Genomic DNA, 25,984 nt, shown 5'->3' on the forward strand with positions numbered 1-25,984 from the left:
AAAAAAAGAGGAGAATGTGTATGGTCAACACACAAAAGCAGTTAGAAGAAGCATATCTGAAGAACGTGTATCAAAAGCTAATCGATAAAAGAAACGAACTGCGTGAATCGATGGATACGGCAAAAGTAGAAGGAAACCAGTTGCTGAAAGAAATGGCTGGCGAGCTTCGATTGAATTTTGACAGTTACTTAGATAACCTGGATACTTTTTCGATGATTGAAATGAAAAATAGAGAAATCGATCAGATGAATATCAAACAGAAAAACGCAGAAAATCAGCTAGCAAAGATCGAACGTTTATTGAAAAATCCCTACTTTGGAAAAGTCGTTGTAGACTTTCTGGATAATGAGCCAAAAGAATCCTTTTATATCGGTACAGCAAATTTCACAGATGATGCAGATGAAAATCTTGTTTATGATTGGCGTTCACCAATTGCCGAACTTTTTTACAATAACATGATTGGCCCATCTTCTTATACGGTTCGTCAAAATAAAATCGATACGGTTATCAAAGAAAGACGTCAATTTATTTTGGAAAGAGATCGTTTGGTCAAGTTTTTTGATACGTCTGTAGCTATCCAAGACGATGTGTTATTAGAAGTGTTAGGTCAAGATGAGACCAATGAAATGAAGGCTATCACTGCTACGATCCAATCGGAACAAAACACAATCATTCGGGATGTGAAAAGTCAAAATATCTTGGTAAATGGCGTAGCAGGAAGTGGTAAAACCTCTGCTATCATGCAGCGTATTGCGTATCTGCTCTATTTATATCGAGATACGATGACATCTGATGACTTGCTGATTCTATCACCTAATCATCGGTTCATCGACTATATTTCGAATGTCCTACCATCATTAGGCGAAAGAAATCCACTGAATCTAACCATCTTGCAGCTAGTTTCACAGCTTTCAGCAGAGGAAATAGAAGGTGAAGAAGCTTATTTCAAACGTATCACCAAAGAAAATGTATCAGAGCAAGCAGAACACTTGCGTAGTAAAGAGTATATTGATGATCTAAAACGATCAGATCCTTTGTTTCTAGATCATCCTGATTTTATCCGTGGACTTACTAAAAATGGAAAAACAGTTCTTTCTAAAAAAACGATCGAAAAAATATATGAGAAAGTCCCTGCTCATCCTAAATTGATCGACAGGCTTCAAGCAACGAAAAAGGCACTGATGAGCGAATGGAAGAATCATCTTTTGAAACAAGCAAAAAGTCCTGCTGTGCAGAATCAGGTACTCTCGTTGACAGAAGATAGGCAGTTGAAATTATTCGGTGAATTGATTTCTGATGATTCGGAACAAAGTATCGCAGTTTATGCAAGGAAACTTTTACAAAAAAACTATCGAAAAATAACCAGACAGATTGAAGAAATGGCATGGGTGGATGAGCACCGATTGTTTGAAAGAATTTATGAAAAACGATATGGCTCAGCTTATGTTTGGCAACACACACGTACTGTTGATGAAGCAGTCATTTTATTAGCTATTCATCATTTGCTTGTTGAAAAGGTAAATGTACCAGCGTTTCACTATCTATTGATTGATGAAGTACAAGATTATACCCTGGCACAATTAGGTCTATTGATCGAATTATTTCCAAAAACTCACTTTACTTTAGTAGGTGACGAGAATCAAGCAATCTTTAATTCTTCCACTACTTTTGCTGATATTATGCGTTGTTTCGACGACTACCATCTGCCGATCCATCGGTATGATCTTAGAAATAGTTACCGTTCTAGCGGAGCAATCACAGAGCTTTTCAAAACCTATGCTGTGGATCAAGAGAAGATCGACATCGTATCGATCCGACCGCAAGGAAAAGAACCCGAATACCGCTCTTTTCGATCCTCTGAAGAATTGTTGGAAATACTAGCTGAGATTTTGGCTTCTCTAAAAGGAGAAAAAGCGGCAATTATCACCCAAACAGAAGAGGAAACCCAAACGCTACAAGAATCGATTAAAAAAAGTTCATATGGATTAGAAAACTGCCAGATCATCCCTTTGAGTCTAGCAAAAGGACTGGAATTTGATCATGTAATCTTGTACCCATTTGAAAACGATAAAGATGAGCAAAGAAGACGCAGACAAATGTACACGGCGATATCTAGAGGAATGAAAAGCATTGTCGTATTGGAAAGAGAAACATAATTAAGAGATAAAAAAATAAAAAGAATAACTGATAAAAAGAACAAAATATTTTTCATTTGCCGATGAGAAATGTTTTGTTCTTTTTCTTAGGAAAAATTTAGGAACACTTTATGTGAAAAGAAATGAAAAGTATGGTAAACTCCTACGTCGTAACAAAAAATGTGAGGTGAGGATATGAAAAAAGTAACAAGAGAAGAAGTTGCATCGATTTTGGTGAAAGATAAGTATTTTTCAAAAGGTAATTATTGGTTAAAAATTTGGCAAACGCTAGTGGCTCTTTTCGGTTGGATGATCGTTGTTCTTCCTTTTATATGGGTATTTTTCCCATTAACAAGACCAGAAAGAGCCAAAGATTTTTACTTGTACGCTTTTTTATTGGAAAAGAAAATGCTGTATTTCTTCATCGGCTTTTTTGCATTAATCTTTTTCAGCTTCCTGATTATCTCATTTGTGTTGACTAGATGGAACAATCGAAATTTGTATAGAAAAGTAAATAAGTCTTTTGAATATGAAGATGAAGAATTGAAAAAAAGACAAGAATTACTTGAAGAAATGTATACGGAACGTTTTGGAACAAAAGAAGAGAGAGAAACGGTCCGTTTTTATTCTGTCTCCGAAGAGAAAAATCTAGATACGACACTCATTGCAGATTTGTATAAAGAAAATGGGGTGGAACTGAAATGACCTCAATCACTCATACAGGTAATCAATTCCTAGATACTTGTTTGTCTATCATGTATTTTTTTCTCGTTTCTTACCCGATTTTAGGCGGATTTGCATGGTTTATTGGTGTCTGGTGTTATGTTTTTTTATACAAACATAAACAAAAAGAATGGGTAGATGTTCCATCGGGTGTCGAACCGTTCATTACGATCATGGTGCCAGCCCATAATGAAGAGATCGTGATCGAAGATACGATCGAGTATTTGATGACGAAATTGAATTATCACAACTATGAAGTATTAGTGACCGATGATGGTTCAACGGACCAAACACCAGAAATATTAGCCAGACTGATGAAAAAATACGCTAATCTTCGTGTGGTTCGGATCGAAAAAAATAAAGGGAAAGCCCATGCGTTTAATATCGGACTTGCCTTTGCAAAAGGGAAATTGATTTTAAGCAATGATGCAGACACGGTACCGGAGCCAGATGCACTGAACAGGTATGTGAATTATTTCATTCGCCCTGGTGCAAGACATATTGCTGCGGTCACTGCAAATATGGATGTCCAAAATCGTACCAAGTTGATTGCAAAATCGCAAACGGTTGAATTTTCAAGTATCGTTGGAATCATCAAACGAACACAGTCAGCTGTATTCGGTGGTCTTTATGCGTACAGTGGAGCAAATACGATGTATCGAAAAGAAGCCTTGATCGATGTGGGCGGATTCAGACAAGATCGAGCGACAGAAGACATCAGTATTGCTTGGGACCATCAGTTAAATGATTGGGTGTCTGTTTTTGCTCCTGGGATCATCTTTTTCATGGAAGTACCTGTGACGTTGAAGATGCTATATCGACAAAGAAAACGTTGGGCAAAAGGTGGAACAGAAGTCTGGCTGACGAATTTCAAAAAAGTGATGCTCCATCCTTTTGAACATATCGGAAGAACGATCATCTTCATTGATCAAACATTGAGTATTGTCTGGTCAATATTCTTTTGTATTTCCGTGATTCTTTTTATTGGATTGATTGGGCATTATGTGTACCAAGGAAACTATGAACAGATCTATGTCACTTTTACATTCAGTTTTGTGTTCATCTGCTTTGAAATGGTCGCAGGATTTTTCCAGTTGCTAGCTTCGCTGATTGTAGATGATCGACGAAGAAAATTGAAATATCTTCTTTTCGCGCCACTATATATGCTTTTGTTCTGGATAGTGAACGCGATAACGATCGTGACGACTTTCATTCCAGCAGTCAAAACGATTTTAGGTTATGGAAGCGGGACATGGAAAAGTCCGGAACGTACAAAAAAATAAAAGATGCACCGTTTTTTAGACAAACAGCCTGTTGTGTTTATGGTTCTTCCAATCATTTTTGCTTATAATAAGAAATTAGTTAAAAAGTAGTAAGGATGGGAAAAGTGATGAAAAAAAGAATGAAGCCGTTGATCTGGCCGATTGCTGTTTCCGGTATTTTCTTCTTCGGACACACAGCTTTTGCAGAAACTTCTGAACCTGCTCAAACAGACCCTTCAACAACTATAAGCTCTTCTGATGCTGAAAACGGAACCTCGGAAACAGAAATGACTTCCAATGTACCGACAGATAACTCAGGAGAAACGATTTCGTCTTCAGAAGATACATCAACGAATAATTCTACCTCTTCTGACCAAATCGATCATTTGCAAGACTTGGAAAATAAAAGAAAAGAACTCGAAGAAGCATTAGAAGCTGCAAAAAACAAATTGAAAGAAGACCAAGCAGCAATCGATCAAGATTTAGCTGATCTTAAAAATAAAGCGGGAAATGACCGTGCACAACTTGAGAAAAAGCTTGCCGAAGCGAAAGCAAAAGCGGAAGCTGTCCAAACAGATCTTGACGGGAAGATCCAACAAGCAAAAGAATTCAATCAACAATTAGATCAGGTTGCTCAAACAGCTTCTGGAAAGTTAAGTCAAACTCAAGCGGATATCACAGCGGCCAGTCAAGCGATCCATGGAAAGATCAGCGAAGCGCAAACAGTTGCTAATGATTTTGAAGCAAAAAAAGCAGACTTAGCAGCTAGTTTCCAACGAATAAAAGATATTTTGCATTCGGCAGGAGAAAAATCAGTGGCCTCTGGAACCACGACAGAAACAGTTCAGCAAACGACAGAGCCATCCGAATCAACAAGTCAGACTTTACCAAAAACAAATGAAAAAACAGCTTCTGTCAATTATTCCTTCGTAGGCACAGGTGTGCTAGTTGCAGCAGCTTACGGAATCATTCGCAAAAAGAAATAAAAAAGAGAGAATGGGAAGGTAGTGAACCTCGAAGTTAGACTGAAAAATCTAACTCTTGGATCCCACTACATGCCCCATCTCTTTTTATTTATTAAGACAGCTATTCCTACTTATCTTGTGGAGACAGCTGTTCCACTACATGTGACCATCAGCATGCCATTGTCGCTGCCTAATACTTCGTAGTCCATTTTTACGCCGATGATTGCATCAGCTCCTAATGCTTTTGCACGTTCGGCCATTTCCGCAAGGGCTTCTTCTCTTGCGCCCATTAGTTCATTTTCATAACTTTTTGAACGGCCGCCAAAGACGTTTCGCAAACCAGCCCCCAAATCTTTCAATACATTGATCCCAGTAATAACTTCACCAAAAACGATTCCTTTATAAGCTACTACGGTTTTTCCTTCCACACTATTCGTGGTTGTTGTAATCATTTGATCACTCCTCTCTTTAATGAAAGTATAACAAAGTTCAAGATGCGCAACACATATTTTCCCAAAATTAGGAATTTATTATATACTTGAATTGTTCATTAATGAAAGCGAAACCAATCGTTAGCAACTATGTAAAAGAAAGGAAGATTCTTGTGAAAAAGAGTATTTTGCTTATTTCTCATAGTCAAAAAGTAACAGATGGTATTAAAGAAATGATTGAGCAGATGCAAAAATCCCAAGAGGTGCAGATCTTTTCTCTCGGCGGAATAAATGGCGAGATCGGATCAGACCCGATGAAAATCGTAGAAGCTGTCAATGAGTCAAGCGATGCAGCTAGTTATTTTGTTTTTGCGGATATCGGCAGCGCGGTATTGAATTCGGAATTGGCAAAAGACATGTTGGAAGAAGAACAGCAGCAACGTTATCATCTGGTGGATGCGCCTTTAGTGGAAGGAGCTTTTGCAGCAGCCATCACCGCCGGTATAACGGATGATACTCAGCAAATCTTAACAGAAGCACAAAATGCCGGAAAGAAAGGATGGAAATAAATTGAAAAAAATCATGAATGATCCAAGCAATATTGTCGAAGAAATGCTGGAAGGATTAGTAAAAAGCTATCCAGAACTTGTTCATCGTGTAGAATCTTCCCGTGTTGTAGCCAAGAATCAAAAAGCAGAACAAGTTGGTTTGGTTTCTGGTGGAGGAAGCGGACATGAACCATCCCATGCCGGGTTTGTAGGGGAAGGAATGTTAAGTGCAGCGGTGCTTGGTGATGTGTTTACTTCTCCAACTCCAGATCAGATTCAAACGGCTATCAAGGAAGCGGATAGTGGAAAAGGAGTTTTACTGATCGTTAAGAATTATACAGGGGATGCATTGAACTTCGATATGGCAAAGGAACTAGCTGCTATGGACGATATTGAAGTAGAAAGTGTAATCGTAGATGATGATATCGCTGTTGAAAATAGTACGTATACTGCTGGAAAACGCGGAGTCGCAGGTACTGTCCTTGTACACAAAATTGTGGGCGATGCAGCAAGAAACGGTGCTTCCCTAGCTGAGTTGAAAGAACTGGGAGAAAAGGTCGTACAGGCAACTAAGACGATCGGTGTAGCGCTTCGGGCAGCAACTGTACCAGAAGTAGGGAAACCAGGATTCGAACTAGGAGAAGATGAGATCGAGTACGGTGTTGGTATCCACGGTGAGCCAGGCTATCGTCGAGAAAAGATGCAGCCTTCTAAAGTACTGGCAAAGGAACTTGTTACTAAGATTTTAGATGATTACTCGAATTTGCCAAAAGAAGCAGGTGTATTCGTCAACGGAATGGGCGGGACGCCTTTGATGGAACAGTTCGTATTCATGAATGATGTTTTAGCTCTGTTGGAAGAAAGAGGCGTCAATGTAGTTTTCCGAAAAGTCGGTAATTTTATGACCTCACTAGATATGCAAGGCCTTTCTCTGACGCTGATCGACTTGACGGAGACACAATGGAAAGATTCTTTAGAAAGCAATGTACAGACGATTTCATGGTAAGACAATCTCAAGATAAAAGGGTGATAATATGAAACTAACCGTTCAAGAAATCCAAGAATGGCTCTCACAATTTGCAGAGGCAATCAATCAGAACAAACAATATCTCAGTGATCTAGATACCCCGATTGGCGATGGAGACCACGGAAATAATATGGGAAGAGGGGTTTCAGCTTATGAAGAAGCTTTTCAAACCGATCATCCTGAAACAATTAGTGATACATTCAAAGTATTCTCTATGGCGATGATATCGAAAGTCGGTGGGGCTTCTGGTCCGTTATACGGATCTGCATTCATGAACATGATGAAAGCGACAAAAGAGGTCGATTCTATTGATTCTCAAGAAAAATTAGGAGAAGTGATCGAGCAGGGAACAGCGGGTATTCAAAGCCGAGGAAAGGCAGAAGCTGACGATAAAACGATGTTAGATGTTTGGCTACCAGTTACAGAGGCATTGAAAGCAGGAAATCTAACAAAAGAAATCATTGAACAGGCAAAAGAACACACCAAAGACTTGGTAGCTAAAAAAGGACGAGCTTCCTATCTAGGAGAGCGTGCAATCGGACATATCGACCCGGGAGCTGCTTCCAGTGCCATTTTATTTACGACACTACTCAATGTGATCAAAACTTCATGACCGTTCCTGTAAATGGAAACAGAGGCTGAACTCGAAAAGCAAGCAGTTGCTTTTTCGATTCAGCTTTTTTACAGTTGTTTCTTTTAAATAAGATAGTTAAAATAAAAAAGAAAAGAGGGAACAAAATGGATCTAATGAAAGAAGACTATCAGTTATTTGACAGAGACAATTATGCATTCAAACAACTCAAAGAAATACATACACCAGATGAAGTCGAACAAATCAAACAAGAATACAAAGCACATTGGCAAAAATGGAAAGAGATCCAACTCCAGACTGCTGCACTTTTGCCTGATACGTATGGCATGAGCAAACCTAAAATCGAGAGTTGGACGAATGGCTGGAATTTACGCAGTCATTTTTGGAGCGCGTACCGAAGCGAATCTCGTCAAGACGAGAATGCCTGTCTAGCAGTTTTGTTGAATCAAAAACAATACCAAATCTATTTGATGTATCAGCACTATAAAAGTGACACGAGAGAAGGAAGCGTTGAAGGATACAATCAATTGCTATCTTTACTGCAGGAATGGAGTACTCAGGTAGCGATTGAAGAATATTATATCTGGCCTCAGCCTGAAAATGAGCTGGAAGATCATTTGCCTTTGTCCGTTTATTTATCAGATAAGAGCAAGCAAGAAGAGCTGCGAGAGACAATGGGCAATCGAACCTTCCAACTTGGCAAACTGTTTTTTTCTCCAAATGAATACACAAACATCGAAGAGAAAACTGCTGAGGCGCTCAAAGAACTAGCGCCATTGTATCATGCGATAAAAAATAAGTTATGAAAAAGCTGATTGCGTTGCGTACTAAATAGATGGCACATCATCGAATCCACTGCTCTCATGATGCAACATAAACAGACACCTGCGAAAAAATCATTTTTTTCGCAGGTGTCTGTTTGGTTTTTCCATCAGCCAAATCAGAATAAAAATTTAAACAAATCTAAAAACATAACGGTTAACGAACTCTAAAAAACGACGATTGCTTGCGTCTCGCTCATTCTTTTGTATATGTGTTTCGATTTACATAACAGAAAAAATGAAAAAATATTCATTTTGTTATCAAACAAGGAAAAGTAAGAAAAAGGCTTCTTTTTTCACTGATAAGCCTATGGTAAAATCCATTTAAAGCGTTTTCTTTACGAAGAGAAGTAAGAAGGAGCAAGTATGAAAAAAATCATTTTCAGAGGACTCATAGTTGTCATTGCACTGAGTATAGGAGGGAAAATATTGATGGATAGAAGAGAAAAAGACAATGAAGAACTGCGTACCATCCAAACCGATCTGGCAAATTATTTGTATAATCATTATGAGATTTTTAGAGAAAATCCTGAACAATCAGAAGAATTAGACAAAGCATACAATGGAGGGAAAGGTGACTTAAGTACTCAGGAATACTTAGATAAAAGCTTAGAGATAAGAGAATATTCAAAAATTAAAAAAATAGAATTTACAGGTTTCTCTGTAACCCCTATGAAATCTTTAGAGGTACACTTCGAAATCAATGACCTGCTTTCCCACACTGCGACATTAGGAGTAAAGTCTGCAGAAACAGGTCAGTGGATCTATAGGATTGATAGTGGTATAGAAAAACCGGGGCAAGATCATTATCTCAGTAGAAAAGACCAAGAGACCAATATGAGTATACCCATGAATATCGTCACATTCTATGATGGGGGGATCGACTGATGGATCAGAATCGAGTTTTTTCAGAAACAGTTTATCAAGTAGAAGTAGGAAAAATTAAAAATGGTGATAGAACGGGGAAACGCAATGAATATTTAATTCTTGATAGGGTAAACACCGACAAACATACGATCGGAAAAGAAAAAACACCAAAGAAAAACGGTATGCAGGCCATGGTCGTAGCTGAAATCAAAGATGAGTATAAAATGTATGTAAAAGATAAACTGAAAAAAGTTGAGGGCTACCCCAAATCCGTCATCAAAAAAGACCTGACTATCGCCTACGCGGGCACTAAAAACTGGCAGGACTGGAAAACGAACATCCGAGAAGTCGGCTTTGAGGACAAACACGACAACGGCGCCTTCCAGTCGGCTTTAGCGTATGCCGATGCAATCGAAAAGACCTATTCTGTCAAAGACGGCTACACCATTTCCACGACCGGTCATTCTTTAGGTGGAGCGCAGGCAATCTATGTCGCTGTTTTAAAAGGTTATCACGGATTTACATATGCAGCGGCAGGCCCAGGCTTGAGTGAGAAGCAGCTCATGAATTATGAAGGGCAGATCATCAATCTGTATGACACTTCAGACATCGTGACTAGTGGCTGGCTGACTGGCGGGAAAGGCCAACTGCCATTTCACAGTTTCGGAATCGACAACGCCGGCTGGAAAAACTATGGACACGATCTAAATCAGTTCAATCTCGACAAAAACGGGAATTACATCGATAAATATGGCGATATCGTCATCTATTCCGACCAACATGGAGGGGTCGCCCTCGAACAGACCTTACTCGCCCAGCAAATCATCAAAAACAAAGCTATGATCCGTCAAATGGAGACATATGGCGAAAAAAATCAATGGGAGAAAGATCGGATTAGTCAACTGAAAGAAGAAAACAAGTGGCTCCAGCTACAAATCAGTGCTTTCTCCAAGCTAGTGACTTGGCGGAAAAGATTCACAGCGAGCAGCGGCGGTCTGTCGACCAATGAACAGATCTATTTAGACGACCAGCAGGCGCTGATGATCGTGAAACATGCGGCTTCCGTCTTCAATCAAGCGATGGAACAAGTGCTAGTCATTTACCAGCGTGGAATTCGTGATTTGGAACAGCTGTGGGCAGATGGTCTTGCGATGGTCCGCAGACAGACACCGCTTTTGTCTCAGAACGAAATGCTCGATGCTCTGCGAGAAGTCGGTTGTACAAAGCAGACGATCGTTGATGAACCTACGCAGGAATTCCGGGAAAAAATCTTCAAAATCAAGCAGCTTTCAGCAGAATTCTCTACCTTGGCAAAAGAGATCGAAGCGAAAATCAATGAGCTGGTCCAACGTGATCGGGACTTGGCACGACAATTATTTTAAAACAAGGAGTAGTGAGATGGAAAAAGAAAACCAGATTCATGAAACATACCGAAAAGAACGACTGCAGCTAGAAGATCAGGAAGATCAGCTCAGACAGATGCAAAAGAACATGCAGCAGCTGGCAGAAACGACTTATTCCAATATACGTTTTTCGGTGCGTTCCTTTGAATGCCCGAAGGATTCTTTGTATTTTGCACAAAAAGAACTCAGACGTTTAGAAGAGAGGTTCTCTCATGAATTGATGCAGAAACGAAAAAAAATCTATGATCAGCAAGATGAAGTCGAACGCCGTTATCGTGCTGATCTGCAACGATTAAACAAAAAGTAACAGGAAAGGAGATAATAAGTGATCGTTCTAGAGGAAAAAATTTGGGAAGACTACCAGAAAGAGATACAAAAAATCTCAGCAAGAGCTTTAGGGATTGCGATGACTCAAGACAAAGTCACGAAATGCAAAAAGGCGAAACAAGCCGCAGAGGTGGAAGCAAGCACGGCAAAAAAAACGGTATCCTCTGCAACGACTGGATTGGAAAAAGCAGTAAAGGGTCGTTTCGGCAAAAAAGTAACAGCGGCATTTAGTAAAAAAAGCCGAATGTTAGTAAGTTTTTAGAAAATCAGGTACAGTAATAAAGAGGTTGCGAAAAAGCTATTCTGCATCAAGCAGTAAGAACAAGCAGAGAAAAATAGCTTTTCATATTTTTCATCTGATTGGGCTTAGTGTCGTAGATGCAAGCTTTTGAACACCGTTTAAGGAAGAGGTTGTGAACTTGCCGTTTAACTCTGAGTCACAAGGAACAATTTCAAAAAACAGCTTCTCATGTTTGATGATATTGTGACTTGTACCCGAGGAGTTGGCAGGAGAACACCGTTTATTCAAAAATTAGGAGTTGTGACAAGGCGTTTGTCACAGCTCCTATTTGACATAAGCGGCAATTTTCAATTTTACTTATAGATAGTATCAAAAAATGATTTTAGGACATAAAACACTCATCACCATTATTACCGAGAGTCTGATCCTGGTGGCCGAGGTGGCAAGCGATATGCTTTTCCATGAAATGAGTATTCTGATCGTGGTCATAAACGGCATGTGTCTGCTTACTTATCGCACAAAAAGAAAAATCTTGATACAAATCAATTAACCAAGTTAAAAGAACAAGTAGAATAACAAACAAGGAAGAAATCCAAAGGAGGAAACTGCTATGAGACATGAAGGATTGTGTGTTTCACTCGTTCCATTATTCAATCATCTCGAGATAGAAGATCAGCAAAAAATCCACTCGCTAGTGACACACAGAAAAGTGGAAAAAGGAGAACAGATTCTTGCGCCGAATGGAGAGTCTCAATTAGTGATCGTGGCTTCCGGCAGTATGAAAGTGTATCAATTATCTGCTAGCGGAAAGGAACAGCTTTTACGAGTAGTAGAGCCGGGCGGATATGAGGGAGAGAGCCAGTTGCTAGGCGTTCCAAATGAGTCTTTATTTGGCGAAGCACTAGAAAAAACGGAAATTTGTGTATTGAGACAAAAAGATTTCTCGGAACTTTTACTGCATTATCCCGCCCTTAGTCTGAAACTTTTAGCAATCAACGCTGAGAAATTAACAAAAGTACAGCAGCAGACAACTTTTTTGATGATGGAAAAAGTAGAAGAACGAGTCGCTGTCTATCTGCTTGATTTAGCTAAAGCGACAGGGAAGAATCACCTTTTCCTGCCAATGAAAATGAAAGAACTTGCTGCATTTATCGGTACGACCCCCGAAACTTTATCTAGAAAATTTAAATTATTAGAGGAGAATGGTTATGTAAAAAGAGAGAATCGGGAAGTCTGGATCATTGATAAAGAGCAGTTAGAAGACTTGTAAATACAAAAATGACCTCCAAATGTTGGATTTTTGATCCCAATTTGGAGGCTAGTATGAAATTGAACATGCTCTTTTTTGTTATCCTTCCACTAAATCTCTTCTCCTATAACCGATAGCACCAAGGACGATCAGTGCAAGGCTGATACAGGATAACGTAAGGAATACGGAAAGATCGAAAGAATCGTTTGGCATCCGTGGTACCCAGCTAGGGACCGCTGTTTTGGAGAACCATTCTGGCAAATCCAAAATCCCGCCAAAGTAATTGAGCGCAAAGGAGTAAGCTAAGTAGATATAAGCAAATTTACCCATTCGAGGAAGCCATCCGAATAGAAAGCCACTCATCCCGATAAACACTAAAACAGCAGGCAGAAAGTTGAATCCGGCTTTAAGAAACAGCAATAGATCCATATCTTTCGCATCCTTCATCGATGCCAAAGCAGAAAGACCTAGCGCACCAGAACTAATCAGAATCGACAATATAGAAAACAGGATCGCTAGTAACAGATTTGTCCAATAAAGTTGGTTCCTAGAAATTTTTGTTGCGAACAGCTGATTCATACGTCCGTGGGTTTCTTCTGTAAATAAACGATTGATGCTAGCAATTGGTAAAATAGCAGCTAGACAAATCAAAACGACCATAATCGTGCTTGTAAAGTTTTTTTCAATTGAGACGCCAGATTGGATAAACATCTGTTTCATTAAGTCGTTACTTTCTAAAAACTGTTGCATATTCCCGTAGATAGAGCCGTATGCCGCCCCCATCAAACCAAAAGTGATGAGCCAACTGATTGTCATTCCTTTATTTAGATAGAATAATAAACCACGCAAGGATAGAAGAGAACGTTTAGCATACGGTTTTCCTTCACGTTCGGGGATATAGCCGGTGTTCAAGTCTCGATGTTCCTCTAAAACAAATGAACTGATTATCAAGATGAGACTGAACAAAAACAAATAAAGCAAAGGAATCCAGTTATTAGTTGTAAATGGATAGGTCAAATAAGACCAGCCTAAAGGATTCCACATCGAAAGGGAGGAAACAGCTACATCTGTTATTGCTCTTAGAAGATAGAGTCCACCTAAAAACGCTAGAGACAGACCATTCGAACTGGCTGAACTTGGCATCAGTTGTGCAGCAAACAGTGCAACGGCACTCCCCAAAATCCCCGTACTACCTACAGATAGCCCAAAAAGCCAAGCACCTTCTGCAGTGATCGAATCTGCTTGAAAAAAAATCATCGTACAGCTGATCGATATTGCTAAAAGCAAATTGATTAGAATACTTTCAGCGATGACAGCTAAAGAGTTTGCTTGACGTCCGACTCGAAAGGAACGAATAAGTTCAATCAGACCAAGCTCTTCTTTTTTTCTCGTTTGGCTCACTACATGCAAAACCGAGATCACAGCAGCAAACAAACTGCAAAAAAGCAACATTTCATTTGCATACATCGCTCCTAAAGTATACTCAGCAGCATTCGAAGCGGGAGTTGGTCCGACCATTGCTATCATTGCCGGATTTTGCATTGTTTCGTATAATCCAGCTAACCCTTGTCCTGAAGTCAATTCTTCAAATGCAGGGACAAAACCACCAGAAAAAGCAGTGACACCGACTAGCCATATCAAGATCTTTTTCCAGTCACGGCTAAGGTTTTGAGAAAAAAGGGTGGACCAGCGTGAAAATTTATCAGTCATTTCGATTCCTCCTCATCCTTCATAGTGCCTCATGAATAAATCTTCAAGAGTCGGTGGAATAGATTCAAATTTTTTCACACCTAATTTGGAAGCTTCAGCTAAAATCACATCGAAAGCTTCGTTGTCAGCAGCAAATTGAGCAAGGTGGCCTTTTTGCACAAAATCATGGACACCGTTCAATTGTGCTAAGTGGCTGTTATCTGCTTCTGTTTCTATAGTAATGGTCGAGCGGGTCAAATGACGCAATTCATCGAGTGTTCCTTCTTCTACGACTGTTCCCTCGCGGATGATCACGACTTTATCTGCCAACCGTTCGACTTCACTGAGAATATGAGAAGAAAGCAGGATGGATTTGCCCTGTTCTTTCAGTTTTTCAACTTCTTCTTGAAAAATGGTTTCCATCAAGGGATCTAAACCAGATGTAGGCTCATCAAATAAATAGAGATCCGAATCAACAGATAAAGCAGCAATCAAGCCCACTTTTTGACGATTTCCTTTTGAATAGTTTTTTGCTTTTTTCTTAGGATCAAGAGAGAAACGTTGAATCAGTTCGTCCTTTTTTTGAGCGTTCCCTTTTCCATGAAGCTTCATGAAGAGATCGATGATCGCTCCTCCAGTCAAATTTCCCCATAAAGAGATGTCACCTGGAACATAAGAAAGACGTTCATGGATAGATAAACTATCTTCCCATACATCTTGACCAAAAATCGTTGCCGTTCCGCCGTCTTTTTTTATAATCCCTAAAAGTGTCCGAATCGTCGTGGATTTTCCAGAACCATTTGGTCCGATAAATCCAACGACTTCACCTGAATGTACGGTGAAAGAGACGTCTTTTAAAGCTTCGAAACGACCAAAGTTCTTTTTCAAATGTGTGACTTTGACGATTTCTGCCATAAAAACCCCACTCCTTTTTTTGAAAATATATACTAAATAAGATTAAACGGTTTAATAAAATGGTTTTATGCCTTTTTATAAAACTTTTTTTATTATTTTAGTACATAATATTCTTTTTATAAATTTCTGTCAATGAATTCATAAACAAGGAATTGCTGGCTTGATACTTTCTCAATAGATAGTTATAATAAACCTCAGAATAAATTTGAACTATATATATTATAAAAGTTTAAAATTACGGGAGGCTCTACAAATGAACGGTTTTGAAAAGAGAGCACAAGAGAAAAAGAAAGAGATTTTACAAGCAGCTTTTGACTTGATGAACACAGACATAGGAACCGCCGGAGTGACGATGGATAAGGTAGCTGAGAGCGCTCAGGTAAGTAAAGCGACGATTTTTAAATATTTTGGCAGCAAGGAAGGGCTGATTTATGAAGTATTTTTCACATTTATGAATGATTTAGGGCAAGAAGCGAAAGCGTTGATTGCGGAAAATCTTCCATTTGAAGAAACGTTGATTGCCATGAGTGAAAATAAAATCCGCTATCTCAATCGAGTGAACAAACAATTTTATATCGATTTGATGACATACTATACAAAAAAAGAAAAAAAAGAATTTTCTGACGCGATGGATGCGTATACGCAAGAAAGTTTCAGTATCATGCTTGATCTTTTCCATCGAGGGCGTAAAGAGGGAAAAGTGGATTTGAAATATTCTGATGAGTTCTTGATCCTCTATTTTCAAGCAATGGTAGAAGGAATTTCTAAGCCGGAGATATACGCAAAACTGCTTCCATATACAGCAGAATGGACAGAAGTCCTGATCAAGGGAATCGCGCCGAAGAAGAAATAAAGCATAAAAAAAGCCGAAACTGACGATAAAATGTCAGTTCGGCTTTTTTGGTTTATAAATGACGTAAAATCAAGCGGATTCTCGTGCTTCTTTGTCATAGACATCATGAACGTTGATGAATGGATCAAGAATAGGGTTTTGTCCGTCTAAATCTGATTGGAACCGAATGCCATCGATATTGATTCGAGCATTTCGATAGAAATCCGTACCTAATTGTCCCCAAGCGGGAGTAGAAGCATCTACATTGCAGAAAATATCGAAACCTTGACTCTTTAAGTAAGCAAATTTTTGATTTTCTGCTGAATAAGGCTGCCAGTCGCTAATATCTGCACCAAATGGATAAATCAGGATATTTGTTTTTCCTAGGATAGGTGCAACTTCTTGCTGCCATAATTCATTGTCTTTTTTGACATCCTCTAATGAAGCTTGAGTCATATTCAAGTGTCCCCAGGTATGGGAAGCAAAGCTCCAGCCATCTTTCTTCAACTGATCAGCTACTTTTTTAGCTTCTTCGATCTCTTTTTTTGTTTTCTCGTTATCTCCGTATTGAGACTTGGATGTTCGATAACCTAAAACACCGTTGTAACCTGTCAGGGCCAAGGTGCCTTTTGCGCCTCGATAAGAAAAATCAGGATGTTTCTTGACAAAAGCATCGATTAGAGGAACCATGTCAAAGTCCCCAATTTCTTCCTTATCATTCTCTTTATAAACATTTTTGATTTCATTGTTATTTGATACGACCAATCGGCTAGGAAAACCGGAATTATCCATATATTCATAATAGCTGACATCATCTTGCGAAAGAACTAATGGTTTTTTTCCTTCAGGTAGCGCGAGTCCGTTAAAGGAAAGATTTCCTTGTTCATCTTTTTGGATCAAATCATTCAAATTGACTAAAACAAAATCATTTTGATAAAGTTGTTCGATCGAACGGTTGAACTCTTCAACAGTTACCATATAGTCTTTATATCCTTGCGACTGTTGAGAGTGGAAGGCTTTTTGCGGGTCCACGATCAAGCTGTGAAAAAAGACGTGAGAGATCTGAGTAGGGTCAGACCAGTCAATCAGTTGTTCTTTCTCCTTTTTCAGTGTTTGAAGAAGTTGCTGTGTTTCTGCAGATCCGTTTTTATTGTTTTTCTCCAATAAAGCAATCGCTTGGTCATAATCATAGCTTTGTGCCAGATTTTTTGCTTGAGTAACTAGCTGTTGCTTATCATCCATTGGCTCTTTTGTCTTTTCTGTTATTTTTTTTTCAGGAATGATCGGTTCTTTTTTTGTGTATGCTCGGATGACAAAAAACAGACTTAAAATTAAAATAACGACAGTTAAAGCAGAAGTGGCTCCTAAAATAATTTTTTGCTTTTTTTCCATATACCTCGTCCCTTGCTTTTTCATTTTTTTACTCGTCCCATTGCTCATTGTAACGAAGAAAGAATAAGAGGAAAAGTAAAGTGACTTCTCGATAAATTGCAGAAAAAATACAGAAAAAATAGTTTCTTTTAACAATATTAAAAATAAAATGTTCGGGATTAGAGCGGATTCAAAAAAGAAAAAATGAGGAATTTAAAAAAAATATCCTTTTTCTGTTGACAAAGAAAAAGTTGCGCTCTATGATAGACACATATTAATAATAACAAGACGAAGATCGAAACGAAGTAGTTGTTAAAGCCAATGTTTCAGAAAGCTGGTGGTTGCTGCAAACCAGTACATGCTTTAAAGCGAATTACATTTCAGGAGTCTCTGGCAGTGATTGCCACGCGACAGCGTTAAATGTTCGAGAGGTATGTTGGATATCTAGACATACAAATTGGGTGGTACCGCGAGATTTCGTCCCTTGGCTATATGCCAAGGGACTTTTTTTATTTTCCATCCCGAAGAAATACTTAATGACGCATGCTAGCAGGTTCCTGCTTTCATAAAAAACTACACGGAGGTCAGTAAAATGAATATTATTGATGAATTAACTTGGCGCGACGCCATTAATCAGCAAACAAACGAAGAAAGACTTCGCGAGCTCGTTGAAGAAAAGAGCATTTCACTTTATTGCGGCGTTGATCCAACTGGTGATTCGATGCATATCGGACATTTGATCCCATTTATGATGATGAAAAGATTCCAATTGGCAGGCCATCATCCATATATTCTGATTGGCGGCGGAACAGGAACGATCGGCGACCCAAGCGGCCGTAAAACAGAACGTGTGTTGCAAACGATGGAACAAGTGCAACATAACGTGGATGCACTTTCCAATCAAATGAGAAAATTGTTTGGTAAAGACGCAAATATCACATTTGTGAACAACTACGACTGGTTGTCAAAAATTTCTTTACTTGAATTTTTGAGAGACTACGGTAAAAACTTCAACATCAACACGATGTTAGCAAAAGATATCGTTGCCAGCCGTTTGGAAGTAGGGATCTCATTCACAGAATTCACTTACCAAATCCTGCAATCCATCGACTTTTTACATCTGCATAAAACATACGATGTACAACTACAAATCGGTGGAGCAGACCAATGGGGAAATATCACAGCTGGTTTAGACCTGATCCGAAAATTAGAAGGACCAGAAGCAGAAGCGTTCGGTTTGACGATTCCATTGATGTTGAAAGCGGACGGAACGAAATTCGGAAAAACCGCAGGCGGTGCCGTTTGGCTTGATCCTAAGAAAACTTCACCATTTGAATTCTACCAATTCTGGTTGAATCAAGATGATCGTGATGTAGTGAAATACTTGAAATTCTTTACGTTCTTATCTCAAGAAGAAATTGAAGAATTAGCGAAAAAAGTAGAGACAGAACCTGAGAAACGTGAAGCACAACGCCGTTTGGCAGAAGAAGTCACAAGATTTGTGCATAGTGAAGAAGACTTGAAAGAAGCGCAAAAAATAACACAAGCATTGTTCTCTGGAAATATTAAAGAACTAAATGCGGAAGAAATCGCGCAAGGATTCGGTAAAATGCCGAACGTTGAAATTTCAAGCACACCTGAAAATATCGTGGAGCTACTTGTTTCCACAAAAATTGAACCATCTAAACGTCAGGCACGGGAAGATGTTTCAAACGGAGCTATAAGTATTAACGGTGACCGCGTTACCGATTTAAATTTTGTCATAAATCCATCCGATGAATTCGATGGTAAGTTTGTGGTTATTCGAAAAGGTAAGAAAAATTACTTTTTGGCCAAAGTAATTGATTAGAATTTAGTAAGTTTTTGCCTTGAAAAAGGGGAATACTATTACAACATTCCAATTTTGAAACCCATCCTAAAATAGAACGCTGGTTGTCGTTAATACAATCTTTGCGAGGGAGTTTACTTTTGTAAATTCCCTCGTTTTTTTTAATTATTTCAAAAGTATGAACAATTCGAATAATTGATACATATTAAAATACGATTAAAAAACGGTCGAAAGCTTAGTTTACAGAATAGGAGAACAGGTGTAATGTAGGGCTCGACAAAATTTAAATATTTTTTTTAGGAGGGTTTCACTATGAGTGAATCATTGTCGAAAGATCTAAACCTAAATGCCCTATTCATTGGGGACAAAGCTGAGAACGGCCAAATCTATAAAGCTTTGTTGAATGAATTGGTGGACGAACATTTAGGCTGGCGTCAAAACTACATGCCTCAAGACATGCCTATCATTACGCCAGAAGAAAAAAGCAGTGCTAGTTTTGAACACACTGTGAATAAAACAAAAGATGTTCTATCAGAAATTTCAGCGCGGATGCGTACCCATTCCGTTCCTTGGCATAATGCCGGACGCTACTGGGGTCATATGAACTCTGAAACATTGATGCCATCTTTACTAGCGTACAATTTTGCTATGCTATGGAATGGTAATAACGTTGCTTACGAATCTTCTCCTGCAACAAGCCAAATGGAAGAAGAAGTAGGCATGGAATTTGCAAAATTAATGAGCTATAAAGATGGCTGGGGACACATCGTTGCTGATGGTTCTTTAGCAAACTTAGAAGGACTTTGGTATGCCCGCAACATCAAATCATTGCCACTTGCTATGAAAGAAGTGACACCTGAACTAGTTGCTGGAAAAAGCGATTGGGAATTGATGAACTTGTCAACAGAAGAAATCATGAACTTGTTAGACAGTGTTCCAGAAAAAATCGACGAAATCAAAGCTCACTCAGCACGTAGCGGAAAACATTTAGAAAAATTAGGAAAATGGTTGGTTCCACAAACAAAACACTATTCATGGCTAAAAGCTGCCGACATCATCGGTATCGGTTTAGACCAAGTAATTCCAGTGCCAGTTGACCATAACTATCGCATGGACATCAACGAACTTGAAAAAATCGTTCGTGGTCTAGCAGCTGAAAAAACACCAATCTTAGGTGTAGTCGGTGTTGTAGGATCAACAGAAGAAGGAGCAATCGACGGTATCGATAAAATCGTTGCATTGCGTCGCGTATTAGAAAAAGACGGTATTTACTTCTACTTGCACGTAGATGCTGCTTATGGCGGATACGGCCGTGCGATTTTCTTAGACGAAGACAACAACTTCATTCCATTCGAAGATTTAAAAGACGTTCATTACAAATACAATGTCTTTACAGAAAACAAAGATTATATCTTAGAAGAAGTACACAGTGCATATAAAGCAATCGAAGAAGCAGAATCTGTAACGATCGACCCACATAAAATGGGCTATGTTCCATATTCTGCCGGTGGTATCGTCATCAAAGATATCCGCATGAGAGACGTTATCTCTTACTTCGCAACATATGTATTTGAAAAAGGTGCAGATATCCCAGCATTACTTGGAGCGTATATCTTGGAAGGTTCAAAAGCAGGGGCAACAGCAGCCAGCGTTTGGGCAGCACATCATGTCTTACCTTTGAATGTCACAGGATACGGTAAATTGATGGGTGCATCAATCGAAGGGGCACATCGTTTCTACAACTTCTTGAATGACTTGTCATTCAAAGTAGGTGACAAAGAAATCGAAGTTCATCCATTAACTTATCCAGATTTCAACATGGTAGACTACGTATTCAAAGAAAAAGGCAACGACGATTTAGTTGCGATGAATAAATTGAACCATGACGTATACGATTATTCTTCATACGTGAAAGGAAGCATTTACGGTAATGAATTCTTAACTTCACATACTGACTTTGCTATCCCAGACTATGGCAACAGCCCATTGCAATTCGTGAACCAACTAGGATTCTCAGATGAAGAATGGAACCGTGCCGGAAAAGTAACTGTATTGCGTGCCAGCGTAATGACACCATACATGAACAAAGAAGAACACTTTGAAGAATATGCTGAAAAAATCAAAGCAGCTCTTCAAGAAAAATTGGAAAAAATCTACGCAGACCAATTATTGGCAAGCGAAGCAAAATAAGCAAAGTAATCATGTTAGAAAACAGCTTGAATGCTAACTGTTTCTGACGCATGTTTGGATCTGAAGAGCAAGGGGTGACCTAAGCTCTTCGATCCCTTTGTTTTGAGGTTGTCTTTGAAGAACTCCTTCAAGCAATAGACTCAAAGAATCCCCTCAAATATTCGCTGAATTGTTTCGTTTATTGCTGAAACTACTTCAAAGACACCGTTATTTTATCCAAAAAATCAAGGAGAGTGTCAACGGTGAGTAAATCTGAAGTAAGTAAAATGGGTCTTGGGACCTTTATCGGTCTGACAATGGCACTGTGTGCAACGGTTCGGAGTATTCCTACGTTAGCCGCAGTCGGTTGGACATTGATTTTTTATTCAATTTTTGCAGTTTTGTTTTTTGCCGGTCCGATATCAATGGTTTCCGGTGAGCTTTCAACGATGCTTCCTCAAGAAGGCGGTCCTCAGTTATGGGTAAAAACAGCACTGGGCAGCAAATGGGGATTTGTCGTTGCATGGCTATTATGGGTGCAAATGTTCCCAGGTATGGTAATGGTCGCTTCTACTTTAGGACCATTGTTAGGAAACACATTTGGTAATGTAGAACTTGGCAATAATCATTGGTTCGTTTTAGGTTGTATTTTAGTTATCTACTGGATCATCACGATCTTGAACTTGAAATTCGATATGGCAAAAGTCGGCGGGAACATCGGTGTATGGCTAGGGGTATATATCCCAGTAGTCATCATGTTCGTTTTAGGTGTTTTGGCAGCCTTCAAAGTCGGACTAGTCTCAAACGGCTATCTAGGTGACTTTTCATGGTCAAAAGCTTTCCCTGACTTGGAACATATTGATTCATTGAAATACTTAGCTGGTATCACATTTATTTTTGTTGGGATCGAAATGAGTTCTGTTTACATGCCTCGTTTGAAAGACGCAACAAAAAATTATACAAAAGGCGTATTTATCGCTTTGATCGGATTAGTTTTATTGAATGTCATCAATGCGATGCTTGTTGCCAATGTCGTACCAGATGGAAAAATGGAATTAGCAAATATCACACAGCCAATCTTGATTGATTGCCAAATCCTAGGCTTACCAGAAGTGATCGGAAATATCTTCAGCTTCATGGTATTTATTGGTGTGCTTTTACAATTATCAGCTTGGGTTACTGGACCATCAAAAACAATCATCCAAGTAGCTCGTGAAGGATTCCTTCCACCAAAATTCGGATTCCATAAAGAAAACAAATACGGCGTATCTAGAAATGTCGTTCTAACACAATCAATCGTTATTTCATTATTTGCTTTACTTTATGGTGTAATGGATGACGTAAGTGCTGTATTCTTGACACTTACAAATGCTACAACTGTTATTTATTGTATCGTGTACATTTTGATTGCTGTTTCATTGCTTAAAATGCGTAAGAAACATCCAGAATTCGAACGTCCTTACCGAATTGGTAAAAACGGAAACGGCTTAGCTTGGGTAGTCAGCTGCATGCTGATCTTCTCTATCATCGTTGTCGTATTTGCTACATTAGGTACAGCGACATTGAGTGATGCATTATTAGTAGCAGCTATCACAGTGGTCATGTTCGTTATTCCATTGATCATCAATCACTTCAAGAAAGATTCTTGGGGGATTGAGGTAGAAAAAAGTTTAGAAGAAAAATAAAAAAATAAGTCTTTCAGCCGACGATTTGTCGCTGATTTAGTAGGAGGTCCTGCCAAGTGAATAGTTTTTTCATGGCAGGGCCTTTTCATTTGAAATAGGAGATCGACGATGAATAAAAATATTTCTTTAAAAGAAAGTATCGCTGTATTGATCGTGTTGTTGGCACTCCTAGGAGTACTGATCATCGGATTCCAACTCTCGCCACATATCCCGATCCTTGCAGCTTTCATGTGTTTGTTGTTTTATGGCAGATTTAAAAAGTTTTCATGGGATGAGATCCATGACGGGATCATCAAAGGAATCACTCCGGGGATCATTCCGATCCTGATTTTTCTTTTGATTGGCGTCTTGGTTGCCTCTTGGATTCTATCTGGAACCATCCCTACGATCATGGTTTATGGATTCAAGCTTGTCTCTGTACGTTTCTTTTTACCGACAGCATTTCTTGTTTGTGCAATTGTCGGAGTGACAGTCGGCAGTTCATTTACGACGATTTCGACGATTGGGATTGCTTTTTTGGGAATCGGTCATTTGCTTGGATTCAACGATGCAATGACTACAGGTGCGGTCGTTTCTGGTGCATTTTTAGGGAATAACTGCTCGCCTCTATCGGATACGACGAACTTGGCGGCTGGTATCGGCGGAGTCAATCTATTCGAACATATCGCTGGCATGCGTTATACGGATTTTCCGGCATTCGTCCTTTCGCTGCTTTTTTATACGATATTAGGACATAACAGTCATTCAGCCGACCTAGCCAGTATCAATGAAATGATCCAAAATATGAAAGCAAGCTTTTGGATCTCTCCTTGGACATTGATTCCGTTAGTTATTTTATTTGGCGGGGCAATCAAAAAAATCCCAGCTATCCCTACATTATTAGCAGGATCGACAGCCGCCCTCGTTCTTTCCTTTATCCATGAGAAAAGTTTGACGATTGGAAAAGCAGCAGACATCTTGATGAATGGTTATGTCGCGCATACACCTGATCCCAAGCTAGATGAACTGCTTTCTCGAGGCGGGATCATGAGTATGTTGGGCTCAGCCAGTTTGATTTTACTGGCATTGGCATTAGGTGGTTTATTGATCAAATATTTGATTGTTGAGACCATCGTGCAAGAATTAAAAGAAAAGATGGACCGACCTTCTCGTTTAGTCGGGTTTACTGCCTTGAGTTGTATCGGAGTCAATCTGATCGTTGGAGAGCAGTACTTGTCCATCATTCTTCCGGGAGAAACATTCAAACGCTCCTTTGATGAGGTTGGCTTATCAAAAAACTATTTGACACGGACGCTAGCAGATTCAGGAGCAACCGTCAATTCTCTTGTACCGTGGGGAGTTAGCGGCACATTCATTATGGGGACGATGAAAGTTAGCGCGTTGCATTACTTGCCATTCGCTTTTTTCTCGATCCTTGCTCCTGTCTTTACAATAATAGGCGGTTTTTTATTGAATCGCCGACATGTGAAAAATTGAAGAAAAGATCAAAAGGTTGTGACTATTTTTGTCACAGCCTTTTTTGCGAAACTAGCGATTTATACGATTGAAAAACTATCTTTTCTTTAAAAAGAAATAATAGGAATAGAAACCTTGATAGTTGCGATAAAATAAAAATGGATAGATAAAATTCGAGAGAAACATGTATTGACGTGGCAGATGAATGGGGTAGATTTGTTAGTGTATCAGGAGTGCCGTTAGAAGAACAAAAGGAGAGAAAAGATGGAACTATTAGAAAAAGAAAGTATTGATTTTTATTTGGAGCGTGCTTGGACTGTGTTACGGTATGCTTTTTTCAAGGAAGAAGAGTATGACGGGCTAAATAGTCATCAGGAGGCAGTTTTAGAATTTCTCAATTACTCAAGCAGATTGTGTGCTGGTTGGTCATGGCGAATCAAAGAAGGGCTTATAGTTTCTAAAAAAATATATGCACAAAAACTTTACGAATTCAGAGAAGAAAAAATCAACTATACGGATATCCGATTTTTTGACAAGATGAAGGAGTACCCTATTTATGTGAATAAAGAAATGATGAAGGCGAAAAGAATCACGCCTGGATCATTCTGGGCTGAGGATAGTATCTATCGGTCTTCTTTTCTTGAAGCAACTCAAGGAGCAGAGGGAACGGAAGAAGAATTTAACCAGTTGAATGATCGTCTTTTCCCAGATAAAGATCATCTGCATATTTACCTTTGGAATAATGAATTTACGAATTATTATAATGAAGGTCGTTATTGGGATGGTGCTTATGTGTGGTCAGTGTATGACGAAAAGAGAAAGCGATTCACTGTTTTCGATGCTAGTTTAGTGATGATTTGATTTTTTGCATATAGTGAACTGGAAAAGGAGAGAGAAGATGGAACTATTAGAAAAAGAAACTGTTAGTTTTTACTTAAGACATGATTGGACTCCATTCCACTATGTTTTTTTAAAAGAGGAAAAGTATAGTGGGATAAACAGTCATCAGGAAGCAGTTTTAGAATTTCTTAATTGCTCAAACAGGTTTCGAGAATGTCTGCGTCTGATGTGGAGTGATAGAAATCCTATGAAAATAGATCATGAAGCATATGCTCGTAAATTTCATGAGCTTAACGAAGAAAAAATCAACTATACGGATATCCGATTTTTTGACAAGATGAAAGAGTATCCTATTTATGTGAATAAAGAAATGATGAGGGCGAAAAGAATCACGCCTGAATCATTCTGGGCTGAGGATGGTATCTATCGGACTTCTTTTCTTGATGCGCCTCAAGGAGCGGCAGGAACGGAAGAAGAATTTAACCAGTTGAATGATCGTCTTTTCCCAGATAAAGATCATCTGCATATTTACCTTTGGAATAATGAATTTACGAATTATTATAATAATGGTCGTTATTGGGATGGTGCTTATGTGTGGTCAGTGTATGA

24 protein-coding genes and 1 other annotated feature are annotated in these 25,984 nt (G+C 39.0%); of the genes, 20 read left to right on the forward strand and 4 right to left on the reverse strand.

The genetic code is table 11. The features are described from left to right. The first annotated feature begins 20 nt into the window (after positions 1 to 20). The 4 genes from RWU19_RS10825 to RWU19_RS10840 all read left to right on the forward strand — a co-directional run bounded on the left by RWU19_RS10825 (position 21) and on the right by RWU19_RS10840 (position 5,106). Complete coding sequence (locus tag RWU19_RS10825) at positions 21 to 2,156, forward strand: HelD family protein (RefSeq protein ID WP_123837590.1); 2,136 nt, start codon at positions 21 to 23, stop codon at positions 2,154 to 2,156. A 174-nt stretch (positions 2,157 to 2,330) separates the two neighbouring features. Beyond that, positions 2,331 to 2,840, forward strand: a complete 510-nt coding sequence (locus RWU19_RS10830; protein WP_002292571.1) for a hypothetical protein — start codon at positions 2,331 to 2,333, stop codon at positions 2,838 to 2,840. Next, the gene (locus RWU19_RS10835; protein WP_002329629.1) at positions 2,837 to 4,141 is read left to right on the forward strand and encodes a glycosyltransferase family 2 protein; all 1,305 of its coding nucleotides are present in this window, start codon (positions 2,837 to 2,839) and stop codon (positions 4,139 to 4,141) included. Before RWU19_RS10830 ends, RWU19_RS10835 begins: the two co-directional genes overlap by 4 nt. 107 nt (positions 4,142 to 4,248) lie before the next feature. Further along, a complete protein-coding gene (locus RWU19_RS10840) occupies positions 4,249 to 5,106 on the forward strand; it encodes an LPXTG cell wall anchor domain-containing protein (RefSeq protein WP_260241272.1) in 858 nt (285 codons plus the stop codon). 110 nt (positions 5,107 to 5,216) lie between these two features. Here RWU19_RS10840 and RWU19_RS10845 read toward each other — a convergent pair whose 3' ends face one another. After that, positions 5,217 to 5,537, reverse strand: coding sequence for a putative heavy metal-binding protein (locus tag RWU19_RS10845; RefSeq protein ID WP_002315959.1), 321 nt, complete (start codon positions 5,535 to 5,537; stop codon positions 5,217 to 5,219). Positions 5,538 to 5,689: 152 nt separating this feature from the next. Here RWU19_RS10845 and dhaM point away from each other — a divergent pair, with 152 nt between their 5' ends. The 9 genes from dhaM to RWU19_RS10890 all read left to right on the forward strand — a co-directional run bounded on the left by dhaM (position 5,690) and on the right by RWU19_RS10890 (position 12,612). After that, positions 5,690 to 6,085 carry a dihydroxyacetone kinase phosphoryl donor subunit DhaM gene (gene dhaM / locus RWU19_RS10850; protein ID WP_123837592.1) on the forward strand — a complete coding sequence of 132 codons (396 nt, stop codon included), beginning with the start codon at positions 5,690 to 5,692 and terminating at the stop codon, positions 6,083 to 6,085. Next, positions 6,060 to 7,070 carry a dihydroxyacetone kinase subunit DhaK gene (dhaK, locus tag RWU19_RS10855; protein ID WP_002329626.1) on the forward strand — a complete coding sequence of 337 codons (1,011 nt, stop codon included), beginning with the start codon at positions 6,060 to 6,062 and terminating at the stop codon, positions 7,068 to 7,070. Before dhaM ends, dhaK begins: the two co-directional genes overlap by 26 nt. A 28-nt stretch (positions 7,071 to 7,098) precedes the next feature. After that, positions 7,099 to 7,704: a dihydroxyacetone kinase subunit DhaL gene (dhaL, locus tag RWU19_RS10860; protein ID WP_002315957.1), complete on the forward strand. Its 606-nt coding sequence runs from the start codon at positions 7,099 to 7,101 to the stop codon at positions 7,702 to 7,704. Between the two features lie 125 nt (positions 7,705 to 7,829). Beyond that, complete coding sequence (locus RWU19_RS10865; RefSeq protein ID WP_002292583.1) at positions 7,830 to 8,489, forward strand: glucose-6-phosphate 1-dehydrogenase family protein; 660 nt, start codon at positions 7,830 to 7,832, stop codon at positions 8,487 to 8,489. A 381-nt stretch (positions 8,490 to 8,870) separates the two neighbouring features. Further along, positions 8,871 to 9,392, forward strand: coding sequence for a hypothetical protein (locus RWU19_RS10870; RefSeq protein ID WP_123837593.1), 522 nt, complete (start codon positions 8,871 to 8,873; stop codon positions 9,390 to 9,392). After that, on the forward strand, positions 9,392 to 10,753 hold the full coding sequence (locus RWU19_RS10875; RefSeq protein ID WP_185022563.1) for a DUF2974 domain-containing protein: 1,362 nt from the start codon (positions 9,392 to 9,394) through the stop codon (positions 10,751 to 10,753). The genes RWU19_RS10870 and RWU19_RS10875 overlap by 1 nt, the downstream gene beginning before the upstream one ends. 16 nt (positions 10,754 to 10,769) lie before the next feature. Continuing rightward, positions 10,770 to 11,081 carry a hypothetical protein gene (locus tag RWU19_RS10880; RefSeq protein ID WP_024635416.1) on the forward strand — a complete coding sequence of 104 codons (312 nt, stop codon included), beginning with the start codon at positions 10,770 to 10,772 and terminating at the stop codon, positions 11,079 to 11,081. An 18-nt stretch (positions 11,082 to 11,099) separates the two neighbouring features. Then, a complete protein-coding gene (locus tag RWU19_RS10885; RefSeq protein WP_086286223.1) occupies positions 11,100 to 11,363 on the forward strand; it encodes a hypothetical protein in 264 nt (87 codons plus the stop codon). Positions 11,364 to 11,952: 589 nt separating this feature from the next. Next, positions 11,953 to 12,612: a Crp/Fnr family transcriptional regulator gene (locus RWU19_RS10890; RefSeq protein WP_123837594.1), complete on the forward strand. Its 660-nt coding sequence runs from the start codon at positions 11,953 to 11,955 to the stop codon at positions 12,610 to 12,612. Positions 12,613 to 12,690: 78 nt separating this feature from the next. Here RWU19_RS10890 and RWU19_RS10895 read toward each other — a convergent pair whose 3' ends face one another. Together RWU19_RS10895 and RWU19_RS10900 are read right to left on the reverse strand one after the other, a co-directional pair. Beyond that, positions 12,691 to 14,301, reverse strand: coding sequence for an ABC transporter permease (locus tag RWU19_RS10895; RefSeq protein WP_002292594.1), 1,611 nt, complete (start codon positions 14,299 to 14,301; stop codon positions 12,691 to 12,693). 12 nt (positions 14,302 to 14,313) lie between these two features. Next, positions 14,314 to 15,195, reverse strand: a complete 882-nt coding sequence (locus tag RWU19_RS10900) for an ABC transporter ATP-binding protein (protein WP_002315949.1) — start codon at positions 15,193 to 15,195, stop codon at positions 14,314 to 14,316. Between the two features lie 253 nt (positions 15,196 to 15,448). Between RWU19_RS10900 and RWU19_RS10905 the strand changes: the two genes are divergently transcribed. Next, entirely contained in the window at positions 15,449 to 16,048 is a 600-nt protein-coding gene (locus RWU19_RS10905; RefSeq protein ID WP_002292597.1) for a TetR/AcrR family transcriptional regulator, read from the forward strand. 69 nt (positions 16,049 to 16,117) lie between these two features. On the opposite strand, the gene RWU19_RS10910 is transcribed toward RWU19_RS10905, so the two are convergent. Then, the gene (locus RWU19_RS10910) at positions 16,118 to 17,419 is read right to left on the reverse strand and encodes a polysaccharide deacetylase family protein (RefSeq protein WP_123837595.1); all 1,302 of its coding nucleotides are present in this window, start codon (positions 17,417 to 17,419) and stop codon (positions 16,118 to 16,120) included. 261 nt (positions 17,420 to 17,680) lie between these two features. Then, positions 17,681 to 17,886 (forward strand) — a binding site (T-box leader). Between the two features lie 104 nt (positions 17,887 to 17,990). Here RWU19_RS10910 and tyrS point away from each other — a divergent pair. The 6 genes from tyrS to RWU19_RS10940 all read left to right on the forward strand — a co-directional run. Then, positions 17,991 to 19,247: a tyrosine--tRNA ligase gene (gene tyrS / locus RWU19_RS10915; protein ID WP_002315946.1), complete on the forward strand. Its 1,257-nt coding sequence runs from the start codon at positions 17,991 to 17,993 to the stop codon at positions 19,245 to 19,247. A 291-nt stretch (positions 19,248 to 19,538) separates the two neighbouring features. Next, entirely contained in the window at positions 19,539 to 21,416 is a 1,878-nt protein-coding gene (tdc, locus tag RWU19_RS10920; RefSeq protein ID WP_002286400.1) for a tyrosine decarboxylase, read from the forward strand. Between the two features lie 266 nt (positions 21,417 to 21,682). Next, positions 21,683 to 23,080: a tyrosine-tyramine antiporter gene (tyrP, locus tag RWU19_RS10925; protein WP_002316652.1), complete on the forward strand. Its 1,398-nt coding sequence runs from the start codon at positions 21,683 to 21,685 to the stop codon at positions 23,078 to 23,080. A gap of 108 nt (positions 23,081 to 23,188) precedes the next feature. Continuing rightward, positions 23,189 to 24,556, forward strand: coding sequence for a Na+/H+ antiporter NhaC (gene nhaC / locus RWU19_RS10930; protein WP_002292602.1), 1,368 nt, complete (start codon positions 23,189 to 23,191; stop codon positions 24,554 to 24,556). Between the two features lie 243 nt (positions 24,557 to 24,799). Then, entirely contained in the window at positions 24,800 to 25,396 is a 597-nt protein-coding gene (locus RWU19_RS10935) for a hypothetical protein (RefSeq protein ID WP_123837596.1), read from the forward strand. A 37-nt stretch (positions 25,397 to 25,433) separates the two neighbouring features. Next, on the forward strand, positions 25,434 to 25,984 hold a 551-nt coding region (locus tag RWU19_RS10940), incomplete at its 3' end, for a hypothetical protein (protein ID WP_316032192.1).

The organism is Enterococcus sp. 2STP, from assembly GCF_032465635.1.
Taxonomy (GTDB): Bacteria; Bacillota; Bacilli; order Lactobacillales; family Enterococcaceae; genus Enterococcus_B; species Enterococcus_B lactis.